The organism is Sphingobium agri (assembly GCF_023051225.1).
Lineage (GTDB): Bacteria > Pseudomonadota > Alphaproteobacteria > Sphingomonadales > Sphingomonadaceae > Sphingobium > Sphingobium agri.
Genome location: NZ_JALKHS010000018.1, coordinates 75209 through 88869 on the forward strand (window position 1 = coordinate 75209; position 13661 = coordinate 88869).

Here is a 13661-nt window from a genome sequence, read left to right on the forward strand (position 1 = left end):
GCGCTCCCGGCTTCTTTACCCTCTCCTCCGTTCGACCTGAGCCTGTCGAAGGGCTCTTCTTTCTTCATAAGAAGTAAAGAGCTTTGACAGGCTCAGCCCGAACGGAGAAGGACCTCAGACGGCGTGCCGCACCTCAAAAACTCGCCTTCAACCCATCGATCACGAACTGCGCAGCCAATGCGGCCAGCAGCACTCCGAGAAGCCGCGTAATCACCGCCTCGATCTTGCTGCCCAGCCGCGCCATGATCGGCCCCGCCGCCAGCAATGCCCCCAGCATCAGCGCCAGCGTCACCACCACCGCACCGATCACCACCAGCCGCTGGCTGATCCCGTCGGCCTGCGACATCAGCAGCATCACCGTCGCGATCGATCCCGGCCCGGCGATCATCGGCATCGCCATCGGGAATACCGACACGTCCTCGACCTCAGGCGTCTCCGCGATCTTGTGCGCCCGGTCCTCGCGCCGCTGCGTGCGCTTTTCGAACACCATGTCCATCGCGATGATGAACAACATGATCCCGCCCGCGATCCGGAAGCTGTCGAGCGCAATGCCCAGCACGCCCAGCAGCTGCTTTCCCCACAGCGCGAAGATCAGCAGGATGACCGCCGCAATCCCCACCGCGCGGATCGCCATCGCCCGCCGCTGCGCATGGCTCGCGCCATTGGTCAGGCTGGCATAGATGGGCGCGCAGCCCGGCGGATCGATGACCACGAACAAGGTGACGAAGGCGGATATGAACAGTTCGATCATGCTCCCGGCGCCTTCACCCGATCATCGATCACCACCTCATAATCCGTGCCGTTCCAGACGCGCACCATGACCTGCCGTCCGCCATCGGGCGCAACCTCCGCGCTCCAGATCAGGCTTTCATCGGCAGGCGGAACCGCAGCTTTCGCCTTGGGCACCACTCCGTCAGGCGCTTTGCCGCGCTTGCACGTCGCGACCTTGCCCACCAGAAATTCCGGCGCAGGACGGGGAGCGCCCAGCGTATCCCCATGGTCGAGCACCCATTTCCACGCGCCCTGCTTGTCCCGCCGCCAGATCGTCGTGAAATAGCCGACCGTTCCATCCGGCCGCTGCCAATTGCCCGTGCTCGCCGCCATGTTGCCGTCGCACGACACATGGATGACGGATGGCGTCCAACTCACCGGCTGCGGCGGATCGGCCCGGCCCTTCAGCCATTGTTTCGCCAGCACCCGTTGCGGCACGAACATCACCGCATCATCGGCAGCGGTCGCGCGAAAGGCGGTCCACTGCCCCTTGTCCCGCGCCAGCCGGTTGAAGGCGATTTCGGCGGCGAAGACGGAACTGGGATCAGGCTGATGCCGCATCGGCGGCCGCGCCGCGACCAGCCCCGTCAGGCAAGCCGCGATCAGGACGGCCCGCCTTGCCGTCACAGGCCCTCCGGCTTTGCCAGCCCCGCGCGGGCATGGGCCGCTACCAGCGTATTGCGCAGCAGCACCGCGATCGTCATCGGCCCGACGCCACCCGGAACCGGGGTGATCGCCCGCACATGCGCCAGCGCCTCGGCCGTCGCGACATCGCCGACGATCCGGCTCTTGCCATCCTCCGTGTCCGTCACGCGATTGATGCCGACGTCGATCACGGTCGCGCCCGGCTTGATCCACTCGCCCTTCACCATCTCGGCGCGTCCCACGGCGGCCACGACGATATCGGCGCGATGCACGACCGACGCCAGATCCCGCGTGCGGCTATGCGCGATCGTGACCGTGCAATTCTCCGCCAGCAGCAGCTGCGCCATCGGCTTGCCCACGATGTTGGATCGGCCGACGACCACCGCCTCCATGCCCGACAGGTCGCCCAGCTCGTCCTTCAGCAACATGATGCAGCCGAGCGGCGTGCAGGGCACCAGCGCCTCCTGCCCCGCCGCTAGCCGCCCGCTATTGACGACATGGAAGCCGTCCACATCCTTGGCCGGATCGATCGTCCCGATCACCGCCGCCTCGTCGATATGGCCGGGCAGCGGCAGCTGGACCAGGATGCCGTCCACCCGGTCATCCGCGTTCAGCTCCTCGACCAGGTCGAGCAATTCTTCCTCGCCGATGCTCGCGGGCAGCTTGAATTCCAGGCTTTCCATGCCCGCCTCGACCGTCATCTTGCCCTTGTTGCGGACATAGACGGAACTGGCCGGGTCCTCTCCCACCAGTACGACCGCCAGCCCCGGCTTGCGCCCGGCGCGCCCGACGAACGCGGATACGCCATCAGCCACCTTCGCGCGCAGCGTGGCGGCGAAAGCCTTTCCGTCGATGATCTTGCCGATGGTCATGCTGCCTCAACCCATTCCCTGATGATGGCGGACAGCCGCGCCAACGCGTCGGCACCGCCCTTGATACGCAGCCGCTTTAGCCGGTTGCTGTCACCCGATTCCAGCGAAAACGCGCTGCGTGGCCAATCCATCTCCTTGGCGAGCAATGCAACGAGCGCCCCGTTCGCCTTTCCCTTTTCCGGGACGGCGCGAACCCGCGCGCAGAGCCACTGCGCGCCTTTCTCATCCGTCCAGCACCCGCCAACATCCTCACGCGCCGCGCCCGGTGACAACCGGACGGAAAGCAGCAGGTCAGTCCCGTCCTGCCGCCAGACGCTCACACCAGCCCGAAAATCGGCGGCAAAATGGCCTGGCGGATGATCAGGATGGCGAGCAGCACGACCATCGGCGACAGGTCGAGCGCGCCAAGGTCAGGCATCACCCGGCGAATGGGATTATAGATCGGCGCCGTCATCCGGTCGAGCGCCACGATGATCGTGCGCACGATGTCGCTGGACGTGTTGATGACATTGAAGGCGATCAACCAGCTCATGATCGCCTGTATGATGATGATCCACCACAGCACATCGAGCAGGATGACGATGATCTGATAGAGCGCGTAGGCCATGTGGTCTCCAATTGATTGCCGATGCTCTAGCCGAGCGGGGCATGGCGCGACAAGAGTCCCTTTCGCCATCACCCTCTCGCCCCACTCCGTCATCCCAGCGGAAGCTGGGATCTCAGGAGAGGATACGCCAAGCCGCCCAAGATCCCAGCTTCCGCTGGGATGACGGACAAAGGAAGGACGGATTGCAAACGACGATTACCGGCGCACTAAAGTCCCCGCACCGCGCTTGGTGAAAATCTCCAGCAGCATGGCATGCGGCACCCGCCCGTCCAGGATGACGGCAGCATCCACGCCGCCCTCGACCGCCTTCACGCAGGTCTCCAGCTTCGGGATCATGCCCCCGCTGATCGTGCCATCCTCCTGCAATATCTTGATCGCGGCCGGATCAAGGTCGGTCAGCAACTGCCCCTGCTTGTCCAGCACGCCCGCCACATCGGTCAGCAGGAAGAAGCGCGAAGCCTGAAGCTCCGCCGCGATCGCGCCCGCCATCGTGTCGGCATTCACATTATAGGTGTGCCCATCCGCACCGATGCCCACCGGCGCGATGACCGGAATGATGCCGCTTTGAGACAGCGTGTCCAGGATCGACCGGTCGACCTTCACCGGATCACCGACGAAGCCGAGGTCGACATTGCGCTCGATGCCCGAATTGGGATCAGGCGCGCGCGTATCGCCAACCTTTTCGCACAGGACCAGCCCGCCATCCTTGCCCGAAATGCCGACCGCCTTGCCGCCCGCGCCGGAAATCCAGCCGACGATTTCCTTGTTGATGGAGCCTGCCAGCACCATTTCGGCGATCTGCGCGGTTTCCTTGTCGGTGACGCGCAGCCCGTTCACGAAATGCGATTCGACGCCCAGCTTCTTGAGCATTGCGCCGATCTGCGGCCCGCCGCCATGGACGACGACGACATTGATGCCGACCGCCTTCATCAGCACCACGTCCTCGGCGAAATCGCGCGCCGCTTCGGGGTCGCCCATCGCATGGCCGCCATATTTCACGACGAATGTCTGCCCCGCATATCGCTGCATATAGGGCAGCGCCTCCACAAGCGTTTCGGCCTTGGCGAGGAGAGCGGGATCGGGGGCGTGCTTGCTGTTCATGTGCGCGCGCAATAGGGCCTTATAGATGCGGGGGCAAGTTGGTGCAGAAGGACTATAATCCCCTCTCCCCTTCAGGGGTCGGCCGGAGGCACGTGACTCTGGCCGAGGTGCCGAGCGCAGCGATGGCGAGAACCCGTTCCCTCTCTCCTTCAGGGGAGAGGGTGCCGAGCGTAGCGAAGGCGGGAGAGGGGAATGCTAAACCCTGGCGTAAATTCCCTCTCCCCAACCCTCTCCCCTAAAGGGGAGAGGGAGCCGGTTGCTCAACACCTCGTCCCGAAACCCAAGCTCGATCCAGCGTCCCGCTTCCAAGCCGATCATCGCGAATAAAGGCGAGCAATCCACCCTCACCAGGCCATCCGATACTTCACCCCCATCGCCTGCGCCAAATGCCGCTGCCGCCGCTCGACCGCCTCGCCGAACAGGTCCACATCCACGCCTTTCAGCCGCAGTTCCAGCGTATCGCCATCCATCTCCAGCGTCGACGCGAGCAGAGGCCCCTCGACCCCGCCGGACAGCCGCTGGCCAAGCCGGATCGCCAGCCCCCACAAGGTCGCGCGCTTCAACGCAGCGACAGAAGCCAGCCCCGCAATCCCGGCAGGCGGCGTGGACGATCCTCCGAAATTGCTGTGCAACGCCTGCGCCAGCATCGCCCGCTCGCATGCAGTGATGCCCACCCAATTGCTGTGCAGGGCAATCTCCACCCCCCGCTCCGCGCGAAAGTCCGGATTGGCGCGCCAGCCGACATCGGCCAGCAGGCACGCCGCGCGACGAATCCGCCGCCAGGACGGCTCGTCATCACGGAACAGCGGCCCGATCCACCGGTCGATCATGTCGCCATGGCCCGCAAAGCGCCCCTGCGCCTCGCCCTCCGCCTCCGCCGCGACCAGCAAGGGATCATGCGTCCGGATTTCGGCGGGCAGGTCTTCGAACAGCAGCCCCTCGCGTAGGCCATAGGCGGACACGATCAGCTCGCTCGACTGCAATTGCCGGACGACCACCGACAGCAAAGCCGCCGCATCGGGCAAGGTCGGCACGCGCGATCCGGTGATTGCCGGAATGTCCTTCAGCCGCGCGCGCCCGACATGGGACACGATCCGCGTCAGCTGCTCGGCGCGGGAAGCGGGCATCGCATATTGATGCACCACTGGCAGCGGAAAGTGGGTCAGCTGCATGTCGAACCGGGCCAGCGCGCGCCACGATCCACCCACAAGATAAAAGGGCAGGTCAGGCCCCGCGCTCCAGCCCGCCTTCGCCAGCATCTTCTTGACGCAGCGTTCCAGCGCGCCCGGCCCCTTCGCCCGGATTTGCGGCAGCCGCAGCACGCCCAGCGGTAGCGATATCGTCTCATGCACCGCGCCATCGCGAATTCGCGCCAGCTCCAGGCTGCCGCCGCCCAGGTCCCCTACGATGCCGTCCGCGCCGGGAATGCCCGACAGCACGCCATAGGCCGCCGCGACCGCTTCCTGCCTCCCCGACAGCAGTTCGACCTCAAGCCCCATCTCCTGCGCGCGCAGGATAAACTCCTCGCCATTGGCCGCGTCGCGCACGGCCGCGGTGGCGACGCAGCGCACGTCCCGCACCTCCATCTCGCGGCAAAGATGGGCAAAGCGCCCCACGGCCCGCAATCCGCGCTCCATCGCTTCCGGCTCGATCCGCCCCGTCTTCCCGAGCGACGCGCCCAGGCCCGCCATCACCTTTTCATTGAACAGGATGAACGGAATGCGCCGTGGCCCGTCATAGACGACCAGGCGAACGCTGTTGGACCCGATGTCGATGATCGCCGTGCGCGCCTTGGCATGGGCGGGGGAGGTCACCATCGTTTCGGCGATGGCGCGCACCTGGCTCAGCATCGAATTCATGGCGCTTCAGGCCCGGCCGCGCAGGCGCAAAGTCGGCACCGTCCCGCTGTCCATCGCCGCGCCCCGGCCCGACAGCGACGGGTTTGTCATGAAATATCGGTGCAGGTTGAACGGCCGATCGCTCGAATCCACGCGCGCATAATGGCCGTCGCTGTCCAGCTCCCAACTCTGTTCGGTGTCGATCAGGTTGGCGACCATCACCTGGTCCAATATCTGGTCGTGAACGGTCGGGTTCTCCACAGGGGCAAGAAATTCGACGCGGCGGTCAAAGTTCCTCGGCATCCAGTCCGCCGAGCTGATGAACACCTTCGCGCCATTATTGGGCAGCGCCTTGCCATTGCCGAAGGCGGTGATGCGGCTATGCTCCAGAAAGCGCCCGACCACCGATTTCACCCGGATATTCTCCGACATGCCCGGCACCCCCGGCCGCAGGCAGCAGATGCCGCGCACGATCAGGTCGATCTCCACCCCCGCGTTGCTCGCCGCATAGAGCTTTTCGATGATCGCCGGATCGACCAGCGAGTTCATCTTCGCCCAGATATTGCCCGGCCGCCCGGCACGGACATGCTCAATCTCCGCATCGATCAGCTGGCAAAGCCGATTGCGCAGGTCGCGCGGGCTCATCACCAGCTTTTCCAGGCTCTGCGGCTCGACATAGCCGGTGATGTAATTGAACAGCGCGGCGGCATCCCGGCCATAGGCGGGATCGGCGGTGAAGAAGCTGAGGTCAGTGTAGATGCGCGCCGTGACCGGGTGATAATTGCCCGTGCCGAAATGGCAGTAGGTGCGGAACGCCTCGCCTTCGCGGCGGACGACCATCGACACCTTGGCATGCGTCTTCCAGTCGATGAAGCCATAGACCACCTGCACGCCCGCGCGCTCCAGCGCGTCGGCCCACATCAGGTTCTGCTCTTCGTCGAACCGCGCCTTCAGCTCCACCACCGCCGTCACCGACTTGCCCGCCTCCGCCGCATCGATCAGCGCGCGGATGATCGCCGACTGCTTGCCCGCGCGGTACAGCGTCTGCTTGATCGCCACTACATCGGGGTCGGACGCCGCTTGTTTCAGAAACGAAACGACCACATCGAACGCTTCATATGGGTGATGGACGACGATGTCCTTCGCCCGGATCGCCGCAAAGCAATCCCCGCCATATTCGCGGATTCGTTCAGGGAATCGCGGCGCATAGGGTTCGAACTTCAGGTCGGGCCGATCCTCATCGACAATGCCGCTCAGGTCGCCGATGCCGACAAAGCCCTCGACCTCGGCAATGATCGCCTCATGCCCCTGGAGCATGTCCTGCAACATTTCCTCAACCGGTTCGGGAATGCGCTCCTCTATCTCCATGCGGATCACGCGCCCCCGCCGCCGCCGCTTGATGGCGCTGCGGAAATAGCGGACCAGATCCTCCGCCTCTTCCTCGATTTCGATATCGGAGTCGCGGATGATGCGGAACACGCCGCTGTTGCGCACCCGATAGCCGGGGAAGAGGTCGCCCGAAAAGCGGCGGATCACCGCCTCCAAAGCCATGTAGCGCGCCGGCGCGCCCGGCACCCGGACAAAGCGGGCCAGCGAGGACGGGATCATCACCAGTTCGCGGATCGGCTGCTTGTCCGACAGCCGCTCCAGATCGAAGACGATCGACAGCCCCTGATTGGGGATGAAGGGGAAAGGATGCGCCGGGTCCAGCGCCTGTGGCGTCAGGATCGGGAAGACCTGGCTCAGGAAATGCTCCCGCAGCCATGTCTCGCTGCCCGCATCGATCTCGCTGGCGGGCCCCATCACCTCGATCCCGACCTGCGTCAGTTCACCATGCAGCGCGCCCCAGACCTTCTGCTGCGCCGTCATCAGGCGCGCGGTCTCATCGGCGATCGCGGCAAGCTGTTGCGCGGGAGTTAGCCCATCGGCCGACCGCATGTCGACATCCTGCAGCTGCTGGCCCTTTAGACCGGCCACGCGCACGCTGAAAAATTCATCCAGGTTCGCCCCGGAAATCGACAGGAACCGCAGCCGCTCCAGCAGCGGATGCGCGCGGTTCATCGCCTCTTCCAGCACGCGCTGGTTGAACGCCAGCCAGGACAGCTCCCGGTTGAAATAGCGGTCGGTGGGTAGTGTCAGGCTGGCGGACGGATCAGCTTCGGCCACGTCTCTCTCACTATGATGAGGGGTGCGGATCGTCCGCCACTATAGGCAAGAAACCCGCCGCTTGCAGACTCTCTTTGGCCATAGCGACGGAAATCTTACGTCCCGATGACAATGCCGCCTCGTTAAGCAGGCGCGTCACCTCGGCGATAGCGGCATAGCTGCGCTCGATCCGGCGGAGCAGCCAGTCGGGCAAATCCTGCCCATATCGTGACCCCGCGCCCCCCAGCGCCCGTTCGATAAGTGCGCGGGCGAGCGGCTCGTCCGGCTGCTCGATCGCAACATGCGGCGCGGCGGCAAGGCGCGACCGCAGGTCCGGCAGCGCCACGTCCCACAGCGTCGGCGCGCTGTCCCCGATCAGCAGCAGCGGCTTGCCGCTCGTCTGCGCATCGTTCCAGGCGTTGAACAGCAGCCGGTCCTCCTGTCCTTGCGCATCGTCGATCACCATGCCCCCGCTCATCGCGGCGAAGCGGCGGCCCAGCATCGACCGCCCCGACCGGGCCGGACCGCTCAGGACGCTGATCGCCAAGGGCCATTCGCGCCAATTTTCCAGATGGCGAACGGCGACATGATTGGCGTCGCTGACCAGGAAGTCATCGTCCGTCCCCTGCCCTGGCCATTCGAACGGCAGGCTTATCTGGCTCATTGCGGCGCTGACGTCCCCGCTCCCGCTCCGGCAGGTGCCGCCGCCCCGCCCCGGCGGATGCGCAGCGCATTGCCGGAACCCGTCACGGTGAAGCCTCGCGCCTGAAGCCCGGCGCGCAACGCTTCGACACTGCCGTCGAAGCTCACCTGCATCACCGACGTGCCCCCCAGCGCAAGGCTGCTCGTCGCCGCCGACCTGACGCCCAGGATAGAGCGCACCGCCGCCTCACCCTGCGCCACCGATCCGACATCGGGCGTATCGAACTGGATCGAAAAGCTGCTGGTGGTCGCAGATGGCGTTGGCGTTTCCAGCGTCTCCAGCGGCTGCTCGGTCGCATTCTCGATCTCGAGCGCGTCGGGATTGACCGGCTCCTCGATGATCAGCGAGGGGTCAGGCCGCAAACGCCCGTCATTGAGCGCGGCTGTATAAAGCTGGTCGATCCGCCGCGCGGCCTCATCCATCATCTGCGGCAGCGCGCTTTCGGCCGATGCGCGAAGCGAAAAGCTGCCGATAAGCGTATCGTCCGGCCCATAGCGCGCGGTGAACGTGCCCCTTACCGGGCCGCCCGGATATTCCCGTTGCAATCGGGCGATCGGCACCACCACGTCGGCCGCGCCATATTGGTCCAGCAGCACGCGCCACCACAACCGCCCACGCCGCCCCACCTGGCCCGCATTCAGCAGGATGGGGTCGGCGATCGAACCGCTCACCCGCACATAGTCGATGGCGCTGTCCCCGGTGCGGAACCGCGCCCACGCCTTTTGCCATTCATTGATCCGCTCATAGGATACCGCAGACCCGCCGTCCCACATTACCGGAATGACCAGCAGCGGCGGCGAACGCATGACATTTCCGGACACGCCCAGCAGCTGCCCCGTCCGCGCGCGGTCGAACAATATGCCCAGCGTCGCGACATAGCGCGTCGGCCCGATCTGCTCATATTCGATCTCGATGCCGGAAATCATCGCTTCCAGCTGCGAATCGGACAGGTTCGGCACGCCCGCCGCGCCATGGGTGCGCGTCCACAGCATCCGCCAGCCCTGCCGCTGCGCCAGCCGCCAGCCCGCCTGCCGCGCGCTGCTGGCGTCCTTGCCCATCACGTCGACTTTGATGCCGCCCACCTGATAATCGCCGCCACTGGCGATCGGCGGCACGCCGCGTTCGCCCTCCATCTGCGCGAACAGGGCCGCAGCCGCGAGGCCAAGCATGATCGCACCCAGAATCTGGACGGGCCGCGACAAGCGGCGAAGCAGCGAAGAAGGCCGGAAAATCTGGCTTTGGAAGGCAGTGGACAGGCTCACGCGCGCCCTTTTGGCGGGATTTCCCCCATCTGCCAAGCGGCAACCCATTTGCCGTTCCGTTTTCCGCATCATTGCTATAGTGGGCGCGGGCATGAGCGACACCGAATCCTACAGCTACGCCAAGGCTGGCGTGGACATCGCGGCAGGCAATGCGCTGGTCCGTGCCATCGCCCCCCTGGCCAAGGCGACCCGCCGACCCGGCGCGGACGCCGAACTGGGCGGCTTTGGCGGTTTCTTCGACCTCAAAGCCGCTGGCTATGACGACCCTCTGCTGGTCGCGGCGAATGATGGCGTCGGCACGAAGCTCAAGCTCGCGATCGACCATGACCGCCATGACGGCGTCGGCATCGACCTTGTCGCCATGTGCGCCAACGACCTCATCGTGCAGGGCGCGGAGCCGCTCTTCTTCCTCGACTATTACGCCACCGGCAAGCTGGAGAGCGGCGTCGCCGAACGCGTGATCGCGGGCATCGCCGAAGGCTGCAAACAGGCCGGCTGCGCCCTCATCGGCGGCGAAACCGCAGAAATGCCGGGCATGTACGCCGCCGGAGACTATGACCTTGCCGGATTCTGCGTCGGCGCGGTGGAACGTAGCCAGGCGCTCACCGGCAACAAGGTGAAGGCAGGCGACGTCCTCCTCGGCCTCACCTCCTCGGGCGTCCATTCCAACGGCTTCTCCCTCGTCCGCCGCCTCGCCGCCGACAAGGGGTGGAAGCTCGACCGCCCGGCCATCTTCGACAATGAAGTGCTGTTGATCGACGCGCTGATGGCCCCGACCCGCATCTATGTGAAGCCGCTCCTTCCGCTGGTACGCGGCGGCAAGATCAACGCGCTCGCCCACATCACCGGCGGCGGCCTTCTCGAAAACATCCCCCGCGTCCTGCCCGAAGGCTGCCATGCCGTGGTCGATGCCGACGCATGGGAACAGCCGCGCCTCATGGCCTTCCTGCAAGCGCAGGGCCATATCGAGCCGGAAGAAATGGCGCGCACCTTCAACTGCGGCGTCGGCATGGTGCTCGCCGTGGACGCTGATGCAGCCGACAGCGTAACCGCCGACCTCGAAGCCGCAGGCGAAACAGTCGTCCGCGTGGGGCTGGTCGAAGCGGGCGAAAAGGGTTGCACCGTCAAGGGCAGCCAGGAGACCTGGAGCGCCAAGGCCGACTGGACCGCCACGCATCTGGGTTAATCAACCAATCCCCCTCCCGCTGGCGGGAGGGGCTAGGGGAGGGCATGTCACAGGGTCGGCTTGAGCAAGCCTACCCCCGACACCTCCCGCAGCGGCAGGGAAGTTCCCCATGCAAAAGGCAAAAGTCGGCGTTCTGATTTCCGGACGCGGGTCCAACATGGCGGCGCTGCTGTACGCCGCCAAGCATCCCTCCTGCCCCTATGAACTCGTCCTGGTCGCCGCCAACGACCCGGACGCCGCTGGCCTCATCCTCGCCCAGGCTGAAGGCATCCCCACCTTCGCCCAAAGCCACAAAGGCCTGAAACGCGCCGAATTCGACCAGATCATCGACGCGAAGTTACGCGCGGCAGGCGCGGAATATGTTGCGCTGGCCGGTTACATGCGCCTGCTTTCCCCGGAATTCGTCAGCGGCTGGGAAGGTCGGATGCTCAACATCCACCCCAGCCTTCTCCCTAAATATAAGGGCCTAGACACGCACCAGAAGGCGCTCGACGCGGGCGACAGCCATGCGGGCTGCTCCGTCCATGTCGTCACCAGCGAACTGGACGACGGCCCGGTGCTGGCGCAGACGGAGGTCGCGATCCTGCCCGGCGACACCGCCGACAGCCTTGCCGCGCGCATCCTCATCGCCGAGCATCAGCTTTACTCCCGCACCCTCGCCGACTTCGTCACACGAGAGCGCCTCTCGCCCCTTCCAAAATAGGATTTCCCCTGATCTATCCTGCCGGATGGAACAGCCTCTCCCCACTCCGCCCTCCGCGCGCGACCTACCGCCGCCATCCAGCCATGGCCGCTGGACCCCAGGCCTTCAGCGCCTCTTCCTCACCGCGCTGATCGAAACCGGCAACGTCTCCCAAGCCGCGCGGTCGGTCGGCATGTCGCGGTCCAGCGCCCACCGCCTGCGCCAACGCCTCACCGGCACCGCGTTCGACCGCTGCTGGAACGACGCGCTCAAGATTCACGCGACGCGCATGGCCGATCCCTTCGCGCTGGAAACACGCCCCCGCGCCCCCGCCTGATCCTGTCGCCCACCTGTCGCGTTCCCGCCGCCTTTTCGTCGCGATCCCCGCGATTTCAGCCCAAATCAGCCAACGACACTGTGAACTTCGGCCGTCCCAGCCTCTTTCCTTAGCCGCCTACGATCCCCATAGAGTTCAGCCATGACCCACAGCCCAACCGCCGCCATCGAAATCACCAACCTCACCAAAGTCTATGCAGGCGGAAAGCGCGCGCTCGACAATATCAACCTCACCATCCCGCGCGGCCAGATCTACGGCCTGCTCGGCCCCAATGGCGCTGGCAAGTCGACAACGATCAACATCCTCGCCGGCCTCGTCAACAAGACCAGCGGCACCGCAAAAATCTGGGGCTTCGACATCGACCAGAACCCCCGCAATGCCAAGAACAGCATCGGCATCGTGCCGCAGGAAATCGTCTTCGACCCCTTCTTCACGCCGTTCGAAACGCTGGAAAACCAGGCGGGCTATTATGGCGTGCCCAAGGAACGCCGCCGCTCCCTCGAACTCCTGCGCGCCGTCCATCTGGAGGACAAGGCCAACGCCTATGCCCGCACCCTCTCGGGCGGCATGAAACGGCGCCTGCTGGTGGCGAAGGCCATGGTCCACTCACCGCCGATCCTGGTGCTGGACGAACCCACCGCAGGCGTCGACGTCCAGCTACGCCAGCAACTCTGGGCCTATGTGCGCGAACTCAATGCGCAGGGCGTGACCATCGTCCTCACCACCCATTATCTCGAAGAAGCCGAGGAACTGTGCGACCGCATCGGCATCATCAACCATGGCCGCGTCATCACGGATAAACCTACCCGCGAACTCATCGCCATGGCGCAGGAGAAAGTCGTGCAGGTAATTGTCGACCGCGACATCACCGCTCCGCCCGATGCGCCCTGTTTCGAAAAGGTCGAACTGTCGGACCAGCGCACGCTCACCATCACCTACATGAAGGACCGCGCCAATGCCGGGCAGGTGCTGAGCGCCGTTCAGGCAAGCGGCCTCTCGATCGTGGACGTCGTCACGAGGGATCCGGATCTTGAGGATGTTTTCCTCAACCTGACGGCGGCGGCGTGACAGAGGGCCTCAAAGTTCCCCCTCCCGCTGGCGGGAGGGCGTTAGGGGGTGGGCCAGCGCAACCTTTCCAACCGCGTAACACCGCTCGGGCCAAACAGCTCAGAAGAGCGGCACCGCCCGCCGAGCGGCTGTTGTGGCAAGCGCTACGCGCTCGCAAACTTGGCTTCAAGTTCAGCCGTCAGATGCCCATTGGCCCCTATTTTGCCGATTTCCTATGCCGCGAGCTAAACTTCATCATCGAAGTCGACGGGGACAGCCATGATCAAAGCGTCGACTATGATGCACGCCGAGAAGATTACTGCCGCTCCCTCGGCTATCAAATCTTGCGCTTTTCCAATGCCGATGTGATGAAAAACCTCGAAGGCGTCATAACGCACATCCAGACCACCCTTGCGCAGGCCCACCCCCGGCCCCTCCCGCAAGCGGGAGGGGAGCAGTAGAAGT

At 65.0% G+C, this 13661-nt stretch carries 14 protein-coding genes and 1 pseudogene; 5 read left to right on the plus strand and 10 right to left on the minus strand.

The window, feature by feature from the left end; all coding sequences use genetic code 11:
* Positions 1-133 precede the first annotated feature (133 nt).
* The 10 genes from MU848_RS15935 to MU848_RS15980 all read right to left on the minus strand — a co-directional run bounded on the left by MU848_RS15935 (position 134) and on the right by MU848_RS15980 (position 9851).
* Complete coding sequence (locus MU848_RS15935) at positions 134-751, minus strand: MarC family protein (protein ID WP_247234111.1); 618 nt, start codon at positions 749-751, stop codon at positions 134-136.
* Complete coding sequence (locus tag MU848_RS15940) at positions 748-1398, minus strand: YybH family protein (protein ID WP_247234113.1); 651 nt, start codon at positions 1396-1398, stop codon at positions 748-750. The genes MU848_RS15935 and MU848_RS15940 overlap by 4 nt, the downstream gene beginning before the upstream one ends.
* A complete protein-coding gene (gene folD, locus MU848_RS15945) occupies positions 1395-2288 on the minus strand; it encodes a bifunctional methylenetetrahydrofolate dehydrogenase/methenyltetrahydrofolate cyclohydrolase FolD (protein WP_247234114.1) in 894 nt (297 codons plus the stop codon). Before folD ends, MU848_RS15940 begins: the two co-directional genes overlap by 4 nt.
* Positions 2285-2608: a DUF167 domain-containing protein gene (locus MU848_RS15950; RefSeq protein WP_247234115.1), complete on the minus strand. Its 324-nt coding sequence runs from the start codon at positions 2606-2608 to the stop codon at positions 2285-2287. The genes folD and MU848_RS15950 overlap by 4 nt, the downstream gene beginning before the upstream one ends.
* Complete coding sequence (locus tag MU848_RS15955) at positions 2605-2895, minus strand: YggT family protein (protein ID WP_097090866.1); 291 nt, start codon at positions 2893-2895, stop codon at positions 2605-2607. The genes MU848_RS15950 and MU848_RS15955 overlap by 4 nt, the downstream gene beginning before the upstream one ends.
* Positions 2896-3090: 195 nt before the next feature.
* Positions 3091-3996: an acetylglutamate kinase gene (gene argB, locus MU848_RS15960; RefSeq protein ID WP_236575039.1), complete on the minus strand. Its 906-nt coding sequence runs from the start codon at positions 3994-3996 to the stop codon at positions 3091-3093.
* 344 nt (positions 3997-4340) lie between these two features.
* A complete protein-coding gene (locus MU848_RS15965; protein WP_247234116.1) occupies positions 4341-5855 on the minus strand; it encodes a Ppx/GppA family phosphatase in 1515 nt (504 codons plus the stop codon).
* Positions 5856-5861: 6 nt separating this feature from the next.
* The gene (locus MU848_RS15970; protein ID WP_247234117.1) at positions 5862-8000 is read right to left on the minus strand and encodes an RNA degradosome polyphosphate kinase; all 2139 of its coding nucleotides are present in this window, start codon (positions 7998-8000) and stop codon (positions 5862-5864) included.
* Positions 8001-8010: 10 nt separating this feature from the next.
* Positions 8011-8643 carry a chromosomal replication initiator DnaA gene (locus MU848_RS15975; protein ID WP_247234118.1) on the minus strand — a complete coding sequence of 211 codons (633 nt, stop codon included), beginning with the start codon at positions 8641-8643 and terminating at the stop codon, positions 8011-8013.
* A complete protein-coding gene (locus MU848_RS15980) occupies positions 8640-9851 on the minus strand; it encodes a heavy-metal-associated domain-containing protein (RefSeq protein ID WP_247234367.1) in 1212 nt (403 codons plus the stop codon). The genes MU848_RS15975 and MU848_RS15980 overlap by 4 nt, the downstream gene beginning before the upstream one ends.
* Before the next feature lie 184 nt (positions 9852-10035).
* On the opposite strand from MU848_RS15980, the gene purM reads away from it, so the two are divergent.
* The 5 genes and pseudogenes from purM (at position 10036) to MU848_RS16005 (ending at position 13657) form a co-directional block, all read left to right on the plus strand.
* Positions 10036-11130: a phosphoribosylformylglycinamidine cyclo-ligase gene (gene purM / locus MU848_RS15985; protein ID WP_097090861.1), complete on the plus strand. Its 1095-nt coding sequence runs from the start codon at positions 10036-10038 to the stop codon at positions 11128-11130.
* A 109-nt stretch (positions 11131-11239) separates the two neighbouring features.
* A pseudogene (gene purN / locus MU848_RS15990) lies at positions 11240-11812 on the plus strand (phosphoribosylglycinamide formyltransferase); the annotation flags it as partial.
* A 46-nt stretch (positions 11813-11858) separates the two neighbouring features.
* Entirely contained in the window at positions 11859-12149 is a 291-nt protein-coding gene (locus MU848_RS15995; protein ID WP_247234119.1) for a LysR family transcriptional regulator, read from the plus strand.
* A 141-nt stretch (positions 12150-12290) separates the two neighbouring features.
* Positions 12291-13217, plus strand: coding sequence for an ABC transporter ATP-binding protein (locus tag MU848_RS16000; protein ID WP_247234120.1), 927 nt, complete (start codon positions 12291-12293; stop codon positions 13215-13217).
* Positions 13214-13657: an endonuclease domain-containing protein gene (locus MU848_RS16005; protein ID WP_247234122.1), complete on the plus strand. Its 444-nt coding sequence runs from the start codon at positions 13214-13216 to the stop codon at positions 13655-13657. Before MU848_RS16000 ends, MU848_RS16005 begins: the two co-directional genes overlap by 4 nt.
* The last annotated feature ends 4 nt before the right edge of the window (positions 13658-13661 follow it).